Below are 20328 nucleotides of genomic sequence, written 5' to 3' on the forward strand. Positions count from 1 at the left end.
CCGAAGCGCTGATCCAACTCAGTCAGAAACAACTCACCCCAGCAGCGCCTTGATCTGCCCAGAAGCCTTGGCGAAGTCCATCTGGCCGGGGAAGCGATCCTTGAGCACGGCCATGACCTTACCCATGTCCTTGATGCTGGCGGCGCCGATTTCTGCGATCGCCGCCTTGATGGCCTCGGTCACTTCGTCGTCGGAGAGCTGCTTGGGCATGAAGCCGGTGATGATGCCGATTTCTTCGCGCTCCTTGGCGGCGAGCTCGGGGCGGCCGCCTTCGTCATAAACCTTGGCGGACTCCTCGCGCTGCTTGACGAGCTTGGAGAGAAGCTGGGCGATGTCGCCATCGGTCACCGTCGCATCCGGTTTGGTGCGGTTGGCGATTTCGAGGTCCTTAATCGCCGATTGCACCATGCGGATCGTGTTGACGCGGGTGGTTTCCTTGCTCTTCATCGCCTCTTTGAGGGCGGTCATCAGTTTTTCGCGCATGGCGGATTCTCCTTAAGAAAGTGAGCCGCTTATGGGGCCTTGAGGCGAAAAATGCAACGCGAAGACCCATCCCCTTGAAATTTCGATAGAAATAATTGGAGGGAAAACCTGTCCAAGCATTGACCGCAATGGGCCGCCTCACTATTTTCCGCCAAACACCATGACAAGGGGAAAGCGCGGCAACACGGGGTAAGAACCGTGCGCGTTTTTCTGCGAGCACGAGGCAGGCCCGCCTGCCGGAACGGAGCACCATGAGCACGCCTGGCTGGACAACAGAAAAACCCACCGCCCTTCTCGTTCTTGCCGATGGCTCCGTCATCGAAGGCAAGGGCATCGGCGCCACGGGCCGAACCCAGGCGGAAGTCTGTTTCAACACGGCGCTGACCGGTTATCAGGAAATCCTCACCGATCCCTCCTATCTCGGCCAGATCGTCACCTTCACCTTCCCGCATATCGGCAATATCGGCGCCAATGACGAAGACATCGAAGACCTGACGCCGGCGGCGCGCCGCGGCGCGGTCGGCGTCATCTTCAAAGCCGACATCACCGATCCCTCGAACTACCGCTCCGCCAAGCATCTCGACGCCTGGCTGAAGGCGCGCGGCGTCATCGGCATGGCCGGCATCGACACCCGCGCGCTGACCGCCTGGATCCGCGAACATGGCGCGCCGAATGCGGTGATCGCCCATGATCCCAACGGCGACTTCGATATCGAGGCGTTGAAGGCCGAAGCGAAGGCCTGGAGCGGCCTCGAAGGCCTCGACCTTGCCAAGGAAGCGACATCGGGCCAGTCGTCGCAATGGGCGGAAAAGCCCTGGGTGTGGAACGAAGGCTATTCCGAACTCGACGCCGCCGACGCCAAGCATCACGTGGTCTGCCTGGATTTCGGCGTCAAGCGCAACATTCTGCGCCTGTTTGCCGGCCTCGATTGCAAGGTGACGGTGATGCCGGCCACGGCCACCGCCGAAGACGTGCTGGCGCAGCAGCCGGACGGCGTGTTCCTGTCCAACGGCCCCGGCGATCCCGCCGCCACCGGCGAATATGCCGTGCCGGTGATCCGCAATCTCATCGACACCGGCATTCCGATGTTTGGCATCTGCCTCGGCCACCAGATGCTCGGCCTCGCCGTGGGCGCCAAGACCGAGAAGATGCATCAGGGCCATCACGGCGCCAACCATCCGGTCAAGGATCACACCACCGGCAAGGTCGAGATCGTCTCGATGAACCACGGCTTCGCGGTCAACGCCAAATCTCTGCCCGATGACGTGGAAGAAACGCATGTGTCGCTGTTCGACGGCACCAATTGCGGCCTGCGGCTCAAGGGCAAGCCGGTGTTTTCGGTGCAGCATCACCCGGAAGCCTCGCCCGGCCCGCAGGACAGCCATTATCTCTTCCGCCGCTTCGTCAATCTCATCAACGAGAAGAAGGGCGAGCCCGCACTCGCCGAGCGCTGAGACGGACATCCCGATCCCATGAAAAACGCCGCGTCGGGCGCCCCCGACGCGGCGTTTTCGCGTTCATGCTCTCATGCGTCAGATAGCCGGCGCCATGCGCCTGACCATCTTCACATAGCGGCCGAGCAGCAGCACCGAGGCCGCCACCAAGCCGACAAGAAAGCCGATCCACACGCCGGTTCCGCCCATGCCGGCCGGAAACGCCAGCACATAGGCGAGCAGGAAGCCGATCGGCCAATAGGAGATCAGCGCCAGCCACATCGGCGCGCGCGTGTCCTTGACGCCACGCAGCAGGCCGGCGGCGATCGCCTGCAACCCGTCGGCCATCTGGAACAGGCCGGCGATCACCACGAGGCCTGAGGCATAGGCCAGCACAGCCTCCGCTTCAGGTTTGCTGGCGTCGAGATAGAGCGCGGCCAGTTCGCGCGGATAGAAGAAGAACAACAACCCGCCGATGGCCGCAAACACCACCGACAGGCCCACAACCACCCAGGAGGCGCGCGTCAGCGCCAGATGATCGCCCGCCCCCACCGCAAGCCCGATGCGCACGGTGGCGGCCTGCGACAGGCCGAGCGGGATCATGAAGGCGACGGAGGCCCATTGCAGCGCGATGCCATGGGCGGCAAGCTCGACCGTGCCGATCCAGCCCATCAGCAGCGATGCCCCGGTGAACAGGCTGACTTCGGCGAGAATGGTGAAGCTGATCGGCAGGCCGAGATGAACGACTTCCCACAGCATGCGCCAGTCCGGCCGCCAGAAGCGCACGAACAGTTCATAAGCGCTGAGATCCGGCCGCCACTGAATATAGGCGATGGTGAGCACGAGACCGAGAATATTGGCGGCCAGCGCCACGGCCGAGGCGCCGAACATGCCGAGCGCCGGCATGCCGAAATGGCCGAGCACCAGGCCATAGGCGAAGAAACCGTTGAAGATCAGGATGACGATGGTGACATAGAGAATGATCCCGGCATGGCCGACCGCGCTGAGAAAAGAGCGCAACACCATGAAGAACAGCGCCGGCAGCACGCCCCAGCCGGCCACCAGCAGATAATCGCCGGCCAGCTTGGCGAGATGCGGGTTCTGCCCCGCCGCAATCAGCGCCGTCTCGGCATGCAGGATTGCCGGCACCACCACCACGCCATAGGCGATGGCGGTCCACAGGCCCATGCGCACCGAACGGCGCAGCGCCACGCCATCGCCGCGCGCGAAAGCCTGGGCGGCCAGCGGCACCACCGCGGCGGCGAAACCGGTGCCGAAGATGAACAGCGTGAAGAAATACTGCCCGGCCAGCACGATCGAGGCGAGCTCCTCTGTGCCCAATCGGCCGATCACGAAGACGTCGGTTAGGTGAATGCCGAGCTGGGCGAGCTGCGCGCCGACCAAGGGCACGCCGAGCATCACTGTGGCCCTGACATGGCCGAGCCAGCTGTTATTGCCGAAATCCGTCTGCGGCGCGCGGGTGATCGCCTGTTCCATGATCCATCTCCTTGACGCGTCGCTAGCTAGCGGAAAACGCCGCCGCAGGCCAGCGCCACAGCCGATGCGTCACGAGAAAGAATGAGTGCCCTCAATGCGCGTGAAGCGTAGGCGCAACAGCGCCGGCCTGCGGCGGCCGCACATAGAGCATGAAGATGACCAGCCCCGCCACGCACATCAGCCCCGCCGCCGCATAGGGCGCGCCGGGAAACTCGATCGGGGCCGAAGGCCCGGTGAAGGCGCTGAACAGGCTGGAGAAGATATAGGGGCCGATGATCGAGGTGACGCTCGACAGGCTGGTCAGCGTGCCCTGCAACTCGCCCTGCATGGACGGGTGCACGCCCGCCGCCGAAATCGACCGGAGCACCGGATCGGTGATGCTTTCCAGGCAGCAGAGGAAGATGATCACGAACACCATCCAGCCTTCCCAGGCGAAGGCGTAGCCGAAAAAGCCGGCCATGCAGAAGAACAGACCGATGACGCCGGCCCGCCAGTCGCCATAGCGCTTGACGATGCGCGGCAGCACAAGCCCCATCACCAGCGCGCTCATCACCCCGAAGGCGCCGAGCGACAGGCCGATCATGCCCTGGCTCCAGCCATAGCGGTAATCGGCGACGAAGGGCCAGGCGATCGGGTAGACGACATGGGCGAGCCAGAACAGCACCATCACCGTGGCGATCCAGCCGATGCCCTTGTAATGGCGCATTTGCAGGAGCCCGCCGAGCGGATTGGCGCGCCTGAAATCGAAGGGTCGCCGCATGGCGGCCGGCAGCGTCTCGGGCAGCGCGAAGAGAGCAATCGCAAAGTTGAGAAAGGCGATGCCGGCTGCGGCGTAGAACGGCACGCGCGGGCCGAATTCGCCGAGAAAGCCGCCGATGACGGGACCGAGCGTAAAGCCGACCCCGAAGGAAATGCCGACAAGGCCGAAATTGCGCGAGCGGTTCTCGTCATTGGAGATATCGGCGATATAGGCCGAGGCCGTGGCGTAGCTGGCGCCGGAAATGCCGGCGAGAATGCGGCCCACGAACAGCATGCCATAGCTGCCGGCCAGCGCGCAGATGAGATTGTCGACGGCGAAAGTGAAGACCGAGGCGAGCAGCACCGGGCGCCGGCCGAATCGGTCGCTGAGATTGCCGATAAAGGCGCCGAACAGGAATTGCATGCCGGAATAGGCGATGAACAGCCAGCTGCCTTCGAGCACGGCATGGCTGGCGTCGGCGCCGGTCAGTTCCTTCAGGAAGGCCGGCATCACCGGCATGATCAGCGCGATGCCCATCATGTCCATCAGCAGGATGAAGAACACCAGCCACAGCCCGAGCCGGGCCTTTTTTTCGTCGAGCATATGGCCTCCGGAGCGGGGTGATTCGCGGCTTCAGGAACATAAGTGGAACGAGTTTTATTTTCAAACACGCTTTTATGGTAGCGACATCAATCCGTTGCGCGCGAACCAAGCAAAATGCGCAATCTTTGTGCGATTTTTTAGTTGACTCCAAAAGTCATGTTAGTTTAGTTAACCCGCAGAGGTTGAGCCAGCCAAATTCGAACGCCGATGCTTCCCAGGAAGCCAGCGACGCGTTCATACGCCAGCGAGCCTATCCGTCATAGTGCAGTTCCTGCTTTGCGTCGCGGCCCGCCGCGCGTGAAAGCGCGTCGACGCGCCGGCGCCCGAAAGGGATCGCCAGTGCGAACGGAGGGTTTTTGTGTCTATATTACAGATATTTACGGACCACGGCGTCGGGCCGGATCAATGCGAGCCGAGACAATTCCGCTGTCGGCTCCGCACGGAAGCGAAAGCCGAGCAATTTAAAAACACCAAGGAGATATGACTATGGTCACTGCGACAGTGAACAACACGTCGGGCGTCAACTTCAACTACGGCGCTAGCAACTATCTCGACACGGTCGGCGACGGCTTCAATTCGGCCACCGGCCAGTTCGGCTATTTCAACGTGGCTCCGTCGTCCACGGGCGCTTACATCGGCGCAACCGAATATTCGATCGCCACCGCCGACAATGACGGCGACGGCGTCTATGACGACGGCTCCGCCTGGATCGTCAACGGCAACTTCAACTATAGCCGCGGCGCCTTCACCGGCACCGTCGATTCGCTGGCCTTCGGCACCGGCCTCAGCGGCATCACCGCCGCCGGCACCGGCTATTCGTCCTCCGACGTCTCGCTCGTCTCCAGTGACGTAACGTTCACCAATCTCAACATGAGCGGCGCGGACGCGACCACCGTGCTCTACGGCCTGATGAACGGCGAAGAGGCAGCGCTGGAGACATGGCTCTCCAACAACGCCGTCACCTTCAACGGCGGCGCGGGCGCCGACGCCTATCAGGGCGGCAGCCAGGCCGACACGCTGAACGGCCTTGCCGGCGCCGACACCCTGGCCGGCGGCGGCGGCGCGGATGCGCTGACCGGCGGCGCAGGCAATGACACCTTCGTCTTCGCCGCAGTCTCCGACAGCACCGTGAGCGCGTTTGACACGATCAGCGACTTCAGCGCGTCCACCCTGGGCAACAGGGACGTTCTGGATGTCAGCGCGCTCGGCCTGAGCGGCGGCTATAGCGGCTCCACCGCCGCCGCCGACAGCCTGTGGTACAGCAGCGGCAAGTTCTACGCCGACACCGATGGCGACGCTGCGGCCGACCTCGCCGTGGCGGCAACGGTTTCCGGCACACTATCCGCGAGCAATTTCGACTTCGCGTGAGTTGGCTACGAACAGAGGCGCGGGATTTCCCGCGCCTCACTTTTTTCAATTGCATTCAAGACGTCTACAGACGCATGGGAGTTTCCGATGGCCATCATCGCCGAAGGCGCCAATTTCAGCATTAGCACAGACGACGACATGATCTGGGGAGAAACGCTCGCCGCAGGCACGGTCCTTTCGTTGACGGTGACAGCGGACTTCGCTCTCGGCGCGCTCATCATCGCCGGGAATTCTGGCGCCACAGGCGCTGCCGTCGGCAACAGCTTCAGCTATGTCTACAATGGACAGACCTACACCTACGAAGAAGTCGTCAACGCCGGTTATCTTGCGCTAAATGGCGAAACTTCGGTAACGATCCAGCTCATCGTTGAAGAAGACTTCGACCTGTCGTCTCTCGACGCGCTCAATTTAACCCTCACGGTCGCCGATACCACATTCGAGATTGTTGAGGATGCGAGCTTTGATATCACCGTCAACGAAGCGCCCGAGGATATTGCCCTCTCCGCCTCCTCCGTGGATGAAACCGCCGCAATCGACACGATCATCGGCGCCCTTTCCGCCACCGATGCCGAAGGCGATGCGCTGACCTATACGCTTGAAGACGACGCCAATGGTCTGTTCAAGCTGGTGACGACCAATGGCGTGACCTCCGTGGCGCTCAATGGCAGCCTGGAAGACTCCGACGCTACATCCTATGACATTGTCGTCAACGTGTCGGACGGCGAAAACAATGTTGAGCAGACCTTCACGATCGACGTCGCCCAGAACACCGCCCCCACCGACATCGCCATTTCCAACGCCACGATGAAGGAATCCGCCCGCGTCGGCTTCGTGGTTGGCACGCTTTCGGCCACCGACGCCGAGGGCGATGCGATCACCTGGTCGCTGGAAAGCGGCCAGGGCGACAATGATGACAAATTCAGCCTGGTCGAAAATGACGACGGAACGGTCAGCGTCGTGCTCAAGTCGACGTTGGATGTGGAACTCCCCGGTGAAACCTACGATCTGGTGGTGACGGCAACGGATTCCAACGGCGCAGCGACCACCGAGACCATCACAATCACCGCTGAAGACGAATATTTCAAGCTCAGCTCCTCGCCGACCGGCTATAACTATCTCTCCGTCACCGAAGCGGCGGAGAAAGGCCAGGAACTCGGCTATGTGATGAAGTTCGACGCCTCCTTCGTCCCGGTCAGCGCCGAACTCACTGATGACGCCGATGGCGCCTTCTCGCTCAAGACCCGCGTGGTCGATGGCGAGACCCGCTATTATCTCGTCACCAACACGGCGCTCGATTACGAAAAGCAGGACAGCTATTCCGTCACCATCGAAGTCGCGAACGCCGAAGGCGAGACCCAGGAAAAGACCTTCGAAGTGCAGGTGCTCGACGCTGCAGAGACGGGCGACACCGCGCGCGGCAACATCACCATCGACGCCAATACGCTCACTGCCAGCGAAAATGGCGGTGTCAACTGGAACACCTATCTCGACGATTACTGGGCTGATCTGGGTTACGCGATCCCGAACTTCTCTCCCTCCGGCACCGGCGGGAGCCTCGAAAATGCCTCGTCGGCCTTCTATTACAGCAATGGCGTCTCGGCGCTCTCCATGGAGGGAGAGCTGGCCTATATCTGGAACGACCCTGTAACCGGCGAGGATGTGCATGTCGTGGCCGGCACGATTACCGATCTCGTCTTCGGCGAAGGGTCCTACACCGACGGCGTGACCGACGCTGAAGTGTCGATCAGCGGCCTCGACCTCGAAAGCGGCACGACGCCGGACAATCGCCTCTCCGGCGAGGTCAATCTCGTCGCCTCCGCCTTCATGCACGGCCCCGACGAGGCGACGCCGGCGGAATTCGCCTATGTCAAGGCGCTGCTCGCCTCCTACGCCCAGACCTTCCTCGGCTCCTCGGGCGCCGACACCTATACCGGCACGATCTTCGGCGACACGGTGAAGGGCAATGGCGGCAATGACACGTTCAAGGGCGGCGCCGGCAATGACGCGCTGACCGGCGGCGCCGGCGACGACAAGCTCTACGGCCAGACGGGCGTCGACAAACTGAACGGCGGCGCGGGCGGCGATCTCCTGCAGGGCGCGGCGGGCAATGACACGCTCGCAGGCGGCGCCGGCAACGACACGCTGCAGGGCGGCGATGGCGTCGACCAACTGACCGGCGGCGCGGGCGCCGACAAGCTCACCGGCGGCAAGGGCGCGGATATGTTCATCTTCTCCGCCGTCTCGGACTCCGCCGGCAAGACCTATGACACGATCTACGACTTCGCCGCCGCTGACACGATCGACCTCTCGGCCATCGACGCCAACAGCAAGAAGAACGGCAACCAGGCCTTCTCCTTCATCGGCAATGAGGACTTCTCGAACCACGCCGGCGAGTTGCGCTTCGAAAAGGTCAAGGGCGACACGATCATCGAAGCCGACCGCAATGGCGACGGCAAGGCCGACTTCATCCTGCACTTGGATGACGCCATGACCATGAAGGCGGCCTATTTCGACCTTTGATCCCAACACGACCCGGCGGCGGGCCGCGCCCGCCGCCCAACAATCCTGATCAGGAGACGAGATCATGGCGATTGCCATCACGGTCGGCTCATCCGCCGGCGTCAATGTGAATGTCGGATCGAGCGGCTATTTTTCCACGCTGCCGGCGATGTTCGATCTGCAGAACATGAATTTCGGCTATTTCTACAACAATATGAACAGCGCCTCGGAATATGGCCTGGCCGAAACCAAGGAAGACACGGCCTTTACCGGCGGCGCGGCGATGAAGGCCACCGGCAATCTCAGCTACAGTCTCACCACGCATAACGTGACCGGACGGCTGGACACGGTCGCCTTCGGCGCCGAACTCGAGGGCGTGACCGCCGGCTATGGCACGACTTCCACCAAGATGAGCCTCGGGACCACCGATCTCACCTTCAAGAATCTCGGCCTCGACGCCGCTGACGGCGACGCCGTGCATGAGATTCTCTACGGCCTGATGACCGGCGACGCTTCCGACTTTCTCGCTTATCTCAAGACCCAATCCGTCAACTTTACCGGCGGCGCCGGGTCCGACAGCTATCAGGGCGGCGGCAAGGCCGATACGCTGTCCGGCTTGGGCGGCAAGGACACGCTGATCGGCGGCGGCGGCAACGACACGCTGATCGGCGGCGTGGGCGCCGATCAGCTGACAGGCGGCGCCGGCAAGGATAGCCTCACAGGCGGCGGCGGCGCGGACAACCTGACCGGCGGCGCAGGCGCCGACAGCTTCGTGTTCAAGGCGCTGAGCGACTCGCGCGGCGCGTCATTCGACACGATCACCGACTTCTCGGCTTCATCAGGCGATCGGATCAATCTTTCGGCCATCGACGCAAATTCCACCAGCGCCAAGAACCAGAGCTTCGATTTCATCGGCACAGCGGCGTTTTCCGGCGACGCCGGCGAATTGCGCACTGTGAAATCCTCGACGGGCACGGATGTCTATGCCGACACGAATGGCGACAAGACTGCCGATTTCGCCCTGCATTTCGACGATTCCCTGACGCTCAAGGCCTCATATTTCGATCTGTGATCCACACTTTGTCCGGGCGCTCTCTTCCGGACATGACGACCGCCTCTTGCCCCCTGCCAGACGTCTCGCGGCGGTCGTCACTTTTCTCCCGCCACGGCTTCAGACGCCGCCCGAAAACGTGTCGCAGGCGCTCATCTTGCCGCTGTCGAAACCGCGTCGGAACCATTTGGCGCGCTGCGCCGACGTGCCATGGGTGAAACTGTCGGGCACGACATAACCCTGCGCCTGTCTCTGCAGCGCGTCGTCGCCGATCTGATGAGCGGCGTTGAGCGCCTCGTCGATGTCTCCGGCTTCGAGCAGCCCGCGCTGATCGGTGAATCTGGCCCAGATGCCGGCGAAGCAATCCGCCTGCAATTCGACCCGGACCGACATGGCGTTGGCTTCCGTCTCGCTCATCGACTGGCGGGCGCGGTTGAATTTTGGCAGCACGCCAATCAGATTCTGCACGTGATGGCCGACTTCATGGGCGATGACATAGGCCTGGGCGAAATCGCCCGACGCGCCGAACCGGTCCGACATTTCCCGGAAGAAATCGGTGTCGAGATAGACCTTCTGGTCCGGCGGGCAATAGAATGGTCCGGTGGCGGAACTGGCCGCGCCGCAAGCCGATGGGAACGAGCCTGAATAGAGCACGAGGCGCGGCTCGGTATATTGCCGGCCAGCGGCGGCGAAAATGCCGTTCCAGGCGTCCTCGGTCTCGGCGAGCACCGTGCCGACAAAGGCCTTCATCTCGTCATTGGCGCCCGGTTGCGCGCTCTGGCTGTCGCTATAGCTGGAACTGGAGGTCTGGCTGGAGCCGCCGCCGAGCAATTGGCCGACATCGACGCCCATGAAATGCAGAATGACGATGACGATGACGAAAAACACCACCGAACCGATCGAGCCGCCTCGACCGATGGGCAGATTGATCCCGCGACGGCCGCCGAACGGATCGCCGCCCGGACCGCCGGAATTCTGGCCGCGATGATCCTCGATATTGTCAGACTGACGGCGACCTTTCCATTCCATGCGTAACCCCTTGCAGACCTTGCTGAACCCTCGCATGGAATGCGCCGCTGTTCAATCGGTTCCCCGACGGCGAACGGTCTCCGTCAAAGATCGAAATTCGCCGCGACGGGATCGTGGCCGTTGGCCAGCCGGACCCGAAAATCGGCGAGTTTGTCGCCATCGAGATCCGCCTCGACGAAAACCACGTCAGCTTGACGCCGAAGACGGATTTCGCCGGAATCGCCACTGAAGCCCTTGTCTCCGACGAATGTCAGATCGCGATCGATGTCTGAACCGAACGCGGTGAAGTCCAATACGTCCCGCGTTCCGAAATCGGTGATTATGTCGGCGGCGGCCATCTTGGCCGACGACCCCGAGGCCTTGAAAACAAAAATATCCGCCCCGCTTCCGCCGGAAAGCCTGTCCTGGCCGCGTCCGCCCTGCAGCGTATCGCCGCCGCCAAGCCCGCTCAGCGTGTTGGCCAGACCATTGCCGATGAGAATATCGGCCTTGGACCCGCCGGTCGCCTTTTCAATCGAGACGCCATTGGCGATGGTGTAGCCGCCGGTGAGCGTTTCGGAGGTGGACACCCAGCCGCCGCCGCCGATTTCCGCCTTCAGCGTCGCCGCCCGGAGATCGATTTTCGCGCGGCTTGATCCGACATAACGGATTTCATCGACGCCGCCCGTATCCCAGATCGTCGTATAGCCATTGTTGAAATCCACGTCATCGCTGAAGCGGTAGACGGTGTCGGCGGCGTTATGCGCGGTCTTCCCATACATATATTGAAGAGCGGCGATATCGATCGCGCCGAAGGACCCCGGCTGCGCGTTCAATTCCGCGCCGACATCCACCGCGACCGTGAATGGATTGTCTTCGCCGAGATAGGGTGTGGTGTAGCCCATGACGGTGGAGATCTGCGAGTTGATCTCACCGGTTCCATGGCTGGCGGGATCGTCGACGCCGGGCATGGCGGGGCCCGTTTCCGTATCATGAGGATGCTTGAAGCCGAGCGCATGCCCGAACTCATGGATCCAGGTGAGGGAAAACGTGCCGAGTTTCACCGCGTCGGCAGCCCCCGCGACATCGCTGTTGATGCCGACGCTGGAGGTAACCGAGGTGGCGCCGGGCCCCGGCACGCCAGACTCGCCGCCGCCGCCCTCAAACAGCAGGAAATTGATGTTGCCGGACGATGCGACTTCGGTGAAACGCAGTTTGGTGAAGCTTTCGACATTGTCGAGGATCTGCCGGTAGAACGGCTTCCAATCGCCCTCGTCCATATCCGGGACACCGTTCGAATTGATGTCGCTGGCCCCGAAACTATAGGTCAGCTTGGTCTTGCTCCACGCCGCGCCGTTGAGCAGTCCGTCAATGACAGCGTTTCCGGATAGGGCGACGACTTTGTAGGGATCCGCCATCTTCCGTCACTCCTGAACATCGGCCCTCGAGGACCGCAGCGCTGCCGCTTGCTTTGCATGACATCAAACAATCTTGACCGACATAGCATGCGGCAGGGGCGCATCCAAGCAACCTCCAGCCGAGTTTCCGAATGTTCAACGGATGCGCGGCAGGCCTGACGTCACACCTTCGGATTTAATCGTCCTCAGCGTCCCGCGCCTGCCCGTCCATTTCTGCGCGAGGTGAAACAGCAGCCAGGGTCCGAACACCAGCGCCGCCAGTGAAACAAGTTGACCGGGCGTGCTGCCCTCGATCAGCGCGCGGTTCATGATGCGGTAAGGCGCGAAGGTGAAGCCGCCGGCGATGACGATGCCGCCGACATAGATCTGCGTCATCGCCAACCGATGGGCGCGGATGTTGCCGCGCATCGCCGCCCGCACCGCGTAGCAACATCCGACGATGGTCAGAAGCGACAGGATGTGGATCGGGCTGAAGCCCCGCCACATATTCAATTCGTGAATGAACAGGCTCGACACCGACGTGGCGATCATCAGCGCAAACCAGATCCGGCCGAGAATACGATGCGCAAGCGTGCCCTTTCGTCTCCACAGAAGAAGGAAGGCGCCGATCACGGCCGAAGGCAGCACGGTCGCGACATGGATCTGAACGGCAAGGGGAGCAGCGAGAAGCGGTTCTAGCGTCATGGGAAAGACCTCGATTGAATTTCGTTCCGTTCTTCGGCAGAAGAGGAAAATCGAGAAGCTGAACTGCGTGAAGGTGGAGAAAACTTCGTGAGTGACGGGGAGCCGCAATCCACGCTTCGTGAACTGCACGCCACCCTGTTGTCGCCGCGTTACTGGCTGACCGTGGGCATCGTTGTGCTCGTCTTCTGGATCACCGGTCCGTTCGGCACGCTGGAGGCGATGGGCGCTGTCAAGCGGCTGGCCTTCTGGCTTCTCCTGCAGGGCGCCGCCTTCGCGATCGCCACCATCGCCTCCGCCGTCGCCGACCGGGCGCTGGCCGGCCTGCTGAAAAACAAGCTCGCACGGATGATGATCGGCTCAGCGCTCGCCGCTGCGCCGATCGGCGCCTGGATCGTCGTTCTGCAGGCAGGATTGATGGGCGATCCCGTCACCCTGGACGAATTCATCCAGCAAACGGCGGTGTCGCTGCCCCTTTGCATTCTCTTTTGTCTGCTGATCTATCTCACCGCGAGCTGGACCGAGTCAGCCCCGATTCAGCCGACGGAACAGTCATCGCCAACAGCCCCTCCGCCCAACGAAGCCGTAAACTCCGAGCCCCAGGAACCGCCGGCGATCCTGGCGCGGCTGAAGCCGGAGACGCGGGGGCGGCTGCTCAGGCTGTCGGTGCAGGATCATTATACGGAAGTGGTGACCAGCCGCGGCCGCGACCTGATCCTGCTGCGCTTCTCCGACGCCATCAAGGAGACGGGCGCGACGCCCGGACTGCGGGTGCATCGCTCGCATTGGGTGGCAGACGACATCGTCCGCCGCCTGTCACGCGGACCAAACCGGCTGGTGCTGGAACTGGCGGATGGCTCGGAAATTCCGGTCAGCCGGACCTATGCGGCTGAAGTCCGCGACCGGTTCGGCGATCGCGGTTGACGTTTCTCAGGACGGAACGCCGGCTGCATCGCCCACCTTGGCTTCGGCCCGGCGATAGGCAGGACGCGCCTTGATCGCCTCGGAAAAAGCGAGGAGCTGCGGCTTGGCCTTGGCCTCTGGCAGACGCGACAGCGCCGCCTCGACCGGATAGCTCATGGCGATGTCGGCGGCGGTGAAGTGATCGCCCGCGAACCAGCCGCCGCGCGCCAACTCACGGCTCCAATAGTCGATCTGCATGCGCAATTGCGGATCGATGAAGCTGCTGATCGCGCCCTTCGAGATCATCTTCGCCACCGGGCGGATGAAGAAAGGCACGCGCTTGGGGATCGAGGCGAAGACCAGCCGCATGACCAGCGGCGGCATGGCCGACCCCTCGGCCGCATGCAGCCAATAGAGATAGCGCACCCATTCCGGCGTCCCACCCGTTGGCTTGAACCGCCCCTCCCCGTATGTTTCCAGCAGATATTCGAGGATCGCGCCGCTTTCGGCGACAACCAGGCCGTTGTCTTCGAGCACCGGCGACTTGCCGAGCGGATGAACCTTCTTGAGGGAATCCGGCGCGCGGTAATCGGAGCCGCGACGATAGGTTTCCACCCGGTAGTCAAGCCCCAGTTCTTCCAACAGCCAGACAATGCGGTGCGCGCGCGATTTTTCGAGATAGTGAACAGTGAGCATTTGAATAGTCTTTCACATCGGAGGCAAGTGGGCCAGAGCTCCGGCAAACCCTAAACAGCGGTCATGCCGCATGTCGCAAGCCGAAATAATCATCCAACGCGATCAAGGCGGGATTCGGCCTATCCACAGGCATTATTTTCGCCCCCGCCTCCATCCGAACTGTTCAAAGCTGATGACGTCGCACACCGTGACAGCATCCCCAACTTTCCGTCTTCCCGGCCAATTTATGGGGTTCCGTTTCCGGGAACTATTCCCTATAAGCCGCTTCTAGCCTTTAAAGACCCAAGCTCCTGCGCCCCGGCCGGTAATTTACCGCAGCCGGCGATTGCCGCAGGCTAAAATGATGGAAAGCTCTATGCCAAAGCGCCAGGATATCAAATCCATTCTCATCATCGGCGCCGGTCCGATCGTCATCGGACAGGCCTGCGAATTCGACTATTCGGGAACGCAAGCCTGCAAGGCGCTGAAAGAAGAAGGCTATCGAGTGATCCTGGTCAACTCGAACCCGGCCACCATCATGACCGACCCGAACCTGGCCGATGCGACCTATGTCGAGCCGATCACGCCGGAAGTGGTCGCCAAGATCATCGCCAAGGAGCGTCCGGACGCGCTTCTGCCGACCATGGGCGGCCAGACCGCGCTCAATACGGCCCTGTCGCTCAAGCGCATGGGCGTGCTCGACCGCTACAATGTCGAGATGATCGGCGCCAAGCCTGCAGCCATCGACATGGCGGAAGACCGCGCCTTGTTCCGCGAAGCCATGGCCCGCATCGGCCTGGAGACGCCGCGCTCCATGCTCGCCAACGCCACCGACATCAAGGACGCAGACCGCAAGGCGCATGAAGCCGAGCGCGCCAAGCTCAAGGCGTCGCTGTCGGGCGATGCGCTCGATGCGGCGCTTGATGAGCTTGAAAATGTCTGGAACCTCGGCGAGAGCGACCGCAAGCAGCGTTACATGAGCCATGCCCAGGCCATCGCCGCCCAGGCGATGGACTATGTCGGCCTGCCTGCAATTATCCGCCCGTCCTTCACCATGGGCGGCACCGGCGGCGGCATCGCCTATAACCGCTCGGAATTCTTCGAGATCGTCGGCTCCGGCCTTGACGCCTCGCCCACCACCGAAGTGCTGATCGAAGAATCCGTGCTCGGCTGGAAGGAATATGAGATGGAAGTCGTCCGCGACAAGGCGGACAATTGCATTATCATCTGCTCGATCGAAAACATCGATCCGATGGGCGTCCACACCGGCGATTCCATCACCGTCGCGCCGGCTCTGACGCTGACCGACAAGGAATACCAGATGATGCGCAACGCCTCGATCGCGGTGCTGCGCGAGATCGGCGTGGAAACCGGCGGCTCGAACGTGCAGTTCGCCGTCAATCCGGCCGATGGCCGCCTCGTCGTCATTGAAATGAACCCGCGCGTGTCGCGCTCCTCGGCGCTGGCGTCGAAGGCCACCGGCTTCCCGATCGCCAAGGTCGCCGCCAAACTCGCCATCGGCTATACGCTCGACGAACTCGACAACGACATCACCGGCGGCGCAACGCCCGCCTCGTTCGAACCCTCGATCGACTATGTCGTCACCAAGATCCCCCGTTTCGCCTTCGAGAAATTCCCGGGCGCCTCGCCGATGCTCACCACGGCGATGAAGTCGGTCGGCGAAGTCATGGCGATCGGCCGCACCTTCGCGGAATCGCTGCAGAAGGCGCTGCGCGGTCTCGAAACCGGCCTGACCGGCCTCGACGAGATCGAGATCCCCGGCTTGGGCGAAGGCGATGATCACAACGCCATCCGCGCCGCCATCGGCACCGCCACGCCGGATCGTCTGCGCCAGGTCGCCCAGGCGCTGCGCATGGGCATGAGCGAGGAAGAAGTGCATGCCAGCTGCAAGATCGATCCGTGGTTCATCGCCCAGCTGAAAGCCATCGTCGATATGGAAGCCCGCATCCGCGAGCATGGCCTGCCTGCGGACGCGCAGAACCTGCGCATGCTGAAAGCCATGGGCTTCTCAGACGCCCGCCTCGCCACGCTGACCGGCAAGCGCCCTAAGGAAGTCGCGGAAATCCGCAATGCGCTCAACGTGCGTCCGGTCTACAAGCGCATCGACACCTGCGCGGCCGAATTCGCTTCGCCCACCGCCTATATGTATTCGACCTATGAGACGCCGTTTGTCGGCGCCGCCCGTTCGGAAGCCGAGATTTCCGAGCGCAAGAAAGTCGTCATCCTCGGCGGCGGTCCCAACCGCATCGGCCAGGGCATCGAGTTCGACTATTGCTGCTGCCACGCCGCCTTCGCGCTGAAGGATGCGGGCTTTGAAGCCATCATGGTCAACTGCAATCCCGAAACCGTCTCGACCGACTACGACACCTCAGATCGCCTGTATTTCGAGCCTCTGACGGCCGAAGACGTCATCGAGATCCTCAAGATCGAGCAGGAAAAGGGCGAACTCCTCGGCGTGATCGTGCAGTTCGGCGGCCAGACCCCGCTCAAGCTGGCGGACGCGCTGGAGCGCGCCGGCATTCCGATCCTGGGCACCGCGCCCGACATGATCGATCTGGCCGAAGATCGCGACCGGTTCCAGAAGCTGTTGATGAAGCTGGATCTGACCCAGCCGAAGAATGGCATCGCCTATTCGGTCGAACAGTCGCGCCTCGTCGCCACCGAAATCGGCTTCCCGCTGGTCGTGCGCCCCTCCTACGTTCTCGGCGGCCGCGCCATGCAGATCCTGCATTCCGAAAGCCAGCTGCAGACCTATCTTCTCGACACCGTGCCGGAACTCGTGCCTGAAGACATCAAGGCCCGGTATCCCAACGACAAGACGGGCCAGATCAACACGCTGCTCGGCAAGAACCCGCTATTGTTTGACTCCTATCTGTCCAACGCCATCGAAGTGGACGTCGACTGCCTGTCGGATGGCAAAGATGTCTATATCTGCGGCATCATGGAGCATATCGAAGAGGCCGGCATCCATTCGGGCGACTCCGCCTGCTCGCTGCCGCCGCGCACGCTCTCCAAGGAAATCCTCGACGAGCTGGAAGTGCAGACCAAGGCGCTGGCCAAGGCGCTCAATGTCGGCGGCCTGATGAACATCCAGTACGCCATCAAGGATGGCGTGATCTACATCCTCGAAGTCAATCCGCGCGCCTCGCGCACGGTGCCCTTCGTCGCGAAAACCATCGGCGCGCCGATCGCCAAGATCGCCGCCCGCGTCATGGCCGGCGAGACGCTGGACACGGCGTTCTCGGCTTACATGCCGGTCAAGCCGGATCCGCGCAATCTCAAGCACATCGCAGTCAAGGAAGCCGTGTTCCCGTTTGCCCGCTTCCCTGGCGTCGACACGCTGCTGGGTCCGGAAATGCGCTCGACCGGCGAAGTCATCGGCCTCGACATGGATTTCGCGCTGGCTTTCGCCAAGAGCCAGCTTGGCGCCAGTGTCGAACTGCCGCGCTCCGGCACGGTCTTCGTCTCCGTCCGCGACAGCGACAAGGAGCGTGTTCTGCCCGCCATGCGCATCCTCAACGAGATCGGCTTCAAGGTTCTGGCCACCGGCGGCACACGCAGCTTCCTCGCCGAGCATGGCATCGCCTCGATCAAGATCAACAAGGTGCTTGAGGGTCGTCCACATATCGAGGACGCCATCCGCAACCGTCAGGTTCAGCTGGTGATCAACACCACAGACGGCAACAAGGCGATCTCCGACTCCAAGTCGCTTCGCCGCGCCGCCCTGATGCAGAAGGTGCCCTACTACACCACCATGGCCGGCGCGCTCGCCGCAGCCGAAGCCATCCGCGCGCTGAAGGCCGGCAATCTTGAAGTGAAGCCGCTGCAGGCCTATTTCGCCTGATATCGGTCGCGCGCCGAAGCCCGAACGACAAACGGCGCCGGATCTCTCCGGCGCCGTTTCCTTTTGACCATCGTTGTGATCAGCCGCGCAGCGCAGCCGCCGGCGACTGCCGATAGGCGAGCACTGCGGGGATAGCCGCGAGCGCGGCCGACGTCGCCAGCAGAATTGCCGCCAGCCAAAAATCCTCGCGCAGGAACTCAACCGGCATCGCGACTCCGCTTTCGCCTTCCAGCCGCGCAGAAATGGCATGCGCCCCGAGATAACCGAGACCGAAGCCTGCGGCGACGCCGAGCGCGATCAGGCCAAACAGTTCGATCCAGACGATGCCGAACAGCGCGCCGCGCGGGGCGCCGAAAGCCCGCAGCGCGCCGATCTGCCGGCGGCGCTGCGTCACATGCATCAGGGTGACAAGGAGCAGAGCGGCGGCGACCAGCGCCTGCGAACCCGCCGCGACCGCCACCAGCACCGCCTTGGCGTCGCCGAGCGTCGCATAGAGCCGCGTCAGCACTTCGGCAGGAAAGACCGCTTGTGTCGCGCCCTGGCGATAATCCTGCCTGAGCTTATAGGCGTCGGCAATCGTCTTGGGCTTGACCAGCAGCGCCGGCAGACCCGGCGGCTCTTCGCTCCAGCTTTCATCGACGGAAGCATCGGCATGGGCGGCGTGTTCATGATCATCGTCATGATGATCGGCTGCGGCCTCTCCTTCAGCATGAGCAGCCTCTGCATGGCCCGCTTCCTCGGCGGCGTGCTCGTGGCCCGCTTCCTCGGCGGCATGGTCATGAGCCGGCTCTTCTCCGGCGTGTTCATGGTCGTGATCTTCGCCCATGCCGTGAATGTGCCAGACCGCCTGGATCGGCACCAGGATCGCCCGGTCCCAGGCGGTTCCAGTCGGCTTCAGCCGACCCGTGATCGTGTAAGCGAGTTCGGTATGCGTGTGTCCGCCTTCTTCCGCGAGGCCATGCGTCGGCTTGACGGTCGAACCCAGCGGCAGATCGACGGCCGCGCCGACAACGGCGTCGCCCTCATGGACGAAATTTCCGCCTTCAGCGAAGCCGCCCGCGACATTCTCGACCAGCACCCGCGTCGACCCGACGATCGGATAATGCTGATAGCTGTCTCCGAAACCGATGGGCGCAACCCAGGCCACTCGCGGATCCTTTGCGAGTTTTTGCAACACGCCGCCGTCCATCAGCGGCAGGGCTGACGCCTGGAGGAAGACACTGGAGAGAACCAACTGGTTTTCGCTGCCGGCGGCGCCGATCACCAGATCGAACTTGTCGGCGGCGCGCGCGCTGCCAAGCCGGAGCGCGCGCTCCTGCAGCGTCACCGTCACGCCCAGCGCAACGGCCAGCGCCACAATCAGCGCGATGGCGAAAGAGCCTAGCCACAGGCGGCGAAGATCGGCGAAAATGAAGCGGATCATGCCCCGGCCCCCGCGTTGTCGTAAACGATGCGTCCGGCTTCCAGGGAGATACGGCGGTCGAGCCGCTCGGTGAGCCTGGAATCATGCGACACCACGATGAGCGTCGCGCCTTCGTCGCGGGCGATGTCGATCAGCAAGCTTGCCACCTGCGCGCCGGCGTCTGGATCGAGACTGGCCGTCGGTTCGTCCGCGACGAGAATGCCGGGCTTGCGCAAAACAGCGCGAGCAACGGCGACCCGCTGCATTTCCCCGCGCGACATGGTTTCGATTGGCTGATCTGGCCGGCCGAGCCCGACGCGAGCGATCAGATCGCGGGCGCGGACGACGAGAGCGGCGTCAGCGGCGCGGGCGAGCCGCGCGGGCAACAGCACGTTGTCGACAGCCGAAAGGCCGGCAAACAGATGGAAATCCTGCATTACCAGTCCGATACTGGCGCCCCGCCAGCGGTCGCGTCCGCTTTCGGACAGCCGGGCGATATCAACCTCGCCCCAGATGATCCGCCCCTGCGACAGCCGTTCGAGTCCGGTGACGAGATTGACAAGCGTGCTCTTGCCTGAGCCAGACGGGCCGGTAATCGCCACGCGTTCGCCGGGCGCAAGGCGCAATCTCTCGATCGCCAGCACCGGCGCGGCGAGACCGGGATAGGTCATCGCTAAATTCTCTATTGTCAGCGCAAGCATTG

General features: G+C 62.7%; 15 protein-coding genes. 6 read left to right on the top strand and 9 right to left on the bottom strand.

The features are described from left to right. Window positions 1-33: 33 nt before the first annotated feature. Complete coding sequence (locus tag M2360_RS11545; protein ID WP_280775282.1) at window positions 34-483, bottom strand: GatB/YqeY domain-containing protein; 450 nt, start codon at window positions 481-483, stop codon at window positions 34-36. Window positions 484-734: 251 nt separating this feature from the next. On the opposite strand from M2360_RS11545, the gene carA reads away from it, so the two are divergent. Next, window positions 735-1937, top strand: coding sequence for a glutamine-hydrolyzing carbamoyl-phosphate synthase small subunit (carA, locus tag M2360_RS11550; RefSeq protein WP_280775283.1), 1203 nt, complete (start codon window positions 735-737; stop codon window positions 1935-1937). 78 nt (window positions 1938-2015) lie between these two features. Here carA and M2360_RS11555 read toward each other — a convergent pair whose 3' ends face one another. Beyond that, the gene (locus M2360_RS11555) at window positions 2016-3413 is read right to left on the bottom strand and encodes an MATE family efflux transporter (RefSeq protein WP_280775284.1); all 1398 of its coding nucleotides are present in this window, start codon (window positions 3411-3413) and stop codon (window positions 2016-2018) included. 91 nt (window positions 3414-3504) lie between these two features. Further along, window positions 3505-4755: a TCR/Tet family MFS transporter gene (locus M2360_RS11560; protein ID WP_280775285.1), complete on the bottom strand. Its 1251-nt coding sequence runs from the start codon at window positions 4753-4755 to the stop codon at window positions 3505-3507. Between the two features lie 486 nt (window positions 4756-5241). Between M2360_RS11560 and M2360_RS11565 the strand changes: the two genes are divergently transcribed. From M2360_RS11565 to M2360_RS11575, 3 genes are all read left to right on the top strand, one after another. Beyond that, entirely contained in the window at window positions 5242-6123 is an 882-nt protein-coding gene (locus M2360_RS11565; RefSeq protein WP_280775286.1) for a hypothetical protein, read from the top strand. 87 nt (window positions 6124-6210) lie between these two features. Then, the gene (locus M2360_RS11570) at window positions 6211-8643 is read left to right on the top strand and encodes a cadherin domain-containing protein (RefSeq protein WP_280775287.1); all 2433 of its coding nucleotides are present in this window, start codon (window positions 6211-6213) and stop codon (window positions 8641-8643) included. Window positions 8644-8707: 64 nt separating this feature from the next. Further along, complete coding sequence (locus M2360_RS11575; RefSeq protein WP_280775288.1) at window positions 8708-9694, top strand: heme acquisition protein HasA; 987 nt, start codon at window positions 8708-8710, stop codon at window positions 9692-9694. 99 nt (window positions 9695-9793) lie between these two features. On the opposite strand, the gene M2360_RS11580 is transcribed toward M2360_RS11575, so the two are convergent. The 3 genes from M2360_RS11580 to M2360_RS11590 form a co-directional block, all read right to left on the bottom strand. Further along, window positions 9794-10702 (bottom strand): neutral zinc metallopeptidase, encoded by a 909-nt coding sequence (locus M2360_RS11580; protein WP_280775289.1) that lies wholly within the window; start codon window positions 10700-10702, stop codon window positions 9794-9796. Window positions 10703-10785: 83 nt separating this feature from the next. Further along, the gene (locus tag M2360_RS11585) at window positions 10786-12099 is read right to left on the bottom strand and encodes a M10 family metallopeptidase C-terminal domain-containing protein (protein WP_280775290.1); all 1314 of its coding nucleotides are present in this window, start codon (window positions 12097-12099) and stop codon (window positions 10786-10788) included. A 135-nt stretch (window positions 12100-12234) separates the two neighbouring features. Then, complete coding sequence (locus tag M2360_RS11590; RefSeq protein WP_280775291.1) at window positions 12235-12783, bottom strand: DUF2306 domain-containing protein; 549 nt, start codon at window positions 12781-12783, stop codon at window positions 12235-12237. An 87-nt stretch (window positions 12784-12870) separates the two neighbouring features. Here M2360_RS11590 and M2360_RS11595 point away from each other — a divergent pair, with 87 nt between their 5' ends. Next, the gene (locus M2360_RS11595) at window positions 12871-13704 is read left to right on the top strand and encodes a LytTR family DNA-binding domain-containing protein (RefSeq protein ID WP_280775292.1); all 834 of its coding nucleotides are present in this window, start codon (window positions 12871-12873) and stop codon (window positions 13702-13704) included. Between the two features lie 6 nt (window positions 13705-13710). Here M2360_RS11595 and M2360_RS11600 read toward each other — a convergent pair whose 3' ends face one another. After that, complete coding sequence (locus tag M2360_RS11600) at window positions 13711-14379, bottom strand: glutathione S-transferase (protein WP_280775293.1); 669 nt, start codon at window positions 14377-14379, stop codon at window positions 13711-13713. Between the two features lie 355 nt (window positions 14380-14734). Here M2360_RS11600 and carB point away from each other — a divergent pair, with 355 nt between their 5' ends. Further along, window positions 14735-18223, top strand: a complete 3489-nt coding sequence (gene carB / locus M2360_RS11605; protein ID WP_280775294.1) for a carbamoyl-phosphate synthase large subunit — start codon at window positions 14735-14737, stop codon at window positions 18221-18223. Between the two features lie 79 nt (window positions 18224-18302). Here the strand turns inward: carB and M2360_RS11610 are convergent, their stop codons facing one another. After that, window positions 18303-19646, bottom strand: coding sequence for an ABC transporter permease (locus M2360_RS11610; protein WP_280775295.1), 1344 nt, complete (start codon window positions 19644-19646; stop codon window positions 18303-18305). Further along, window positions 19643-20326: an ATP-binding cassette domain-containing protein gene (locus M2360_RS11615; RefSeq protein ID WP_280775296.1), complete on the bottom strand. Its 684-nt coding sequence runs from the start codon at window positions 20324-20326 to the stop codon at window positions 19643-19645. The genes M2360_RS11610 and M2360_RS11615 overlap by 4 nt, the downstream gene beginning before the upstream one ends. Between the last annotated feature and the right edge of the window lie 2 nt (window positions 20327-20328).

Source organism: Rhizobium sp. SG_E_25_P2 (assembly GCF_029892285.1).
Taxonomy (GTDB): domain Bacteria; phylum Pseudomonadota; class Alphaproteobacteria; order Rhizobiales; family Rhizobiaceae; genus Rhizobium_E.

Excerpts from the sequence above, each read along its gene's own strand:
- M2360_RS11545 (WP_280775282.1), bottom strand. The coding sequence starts at position 483 with ATGCGCGAAAAACTGATGACCGCCCTCAAAGAGGCGATGAAGAGCAAG.
- carA (WP_280775283.1), top strand. The coding sequence starts at position 735 with ATGAGCACGCCTGGCTGGACAACAGAAAAACCCACCGCCCTTCTCGTT.
- M2360_RS11555 (WP_280775284.1), bottom strand. The coding sequence starts at position 3,413 with ATGGAACAGGCGATCACCCGCGCGCCGCAGACGGATTTCGGCAATAAC.
- M2360_RS11560 (WP_280775285.1), bottom strand. The coding sequence starts at position 4,755 with ATGCTCGACGAAAAAAAGGCCCGGCTCGGGCTGTGGCTGGTGTTCTTC.
- M2360_RS11565 (WP_280775286.1), top strand. The coding sequence starts at position 5,242 with ATGGTCACTGCGACAGTGAACAACACGTCGGGCGTCAACTTCAACTAC.
- M2360_RS11570 (WP_280775287.1), top strand. The coding sequence starts at position 6,211 with ATGGCCATCATCGCCGAAGGCGCCAATTTCAGCATTAGCACAGACGAC.
- M2360_RS11575 (WP_280775288.1), top strand. The coding sequence starts at position 8,708 with ATGGCGATTGCCATCACGGTCGGCTCATCCGCCGGCGTCAATGTGAAT.
- M2360_RS11580 (WP_280775289.1), bottom strand. The coding sequence starts at position 10,702 with ATGGAATGGAAAGGTCGCCGTCAGTCTGACAATATCGAGGATCATCGC.
- M2360_RS11585 (WP_280775290.1), bottom strand. The coding sequence starts at position 12,099 with ATGGCGGATCCCTACAAAGTCGTCGCCCTATCCGGAAACGCTGTCATT.
- M2360_RS11590 (WP_280775291.1), bottom strand. The coding sequence starts at position 12,783 with ATGACGCTAGAACCGCTTCTCGCTGCTCCCCTTGCCGTTCAGATCCAT.
- M2360_RS11600 (WP_280775293.1), bottom strand. The coding sequence starts at position 14,379 with ATGCTCACTGTTCACTATCTCGAAAAATCGCGCGCGCACCGCATTGTC.
- carB (WP_280775294.1), top strand. The coding sequence starts at position 14,735 with ATGCCAAAGCGCCAGGATATCAAATCCATTCTCATCATCGGCGCCGGT.
- M2360_RS11610 (WP_280775295.1), bottom strand. The coding sequence starts at position 19,646 with ATGATCCGCTTCATTTTCGCCGATCTTCGCCGCCTGTGGCTAGGCTCT.
- M2360_RS11615 (WP_280775296.1), bottom strand. The coding sequence starts at position 20,326 with ATGCTTGCGCTGACAATAGAGAATTTAGCGATGACCTATCCCGGTCTC.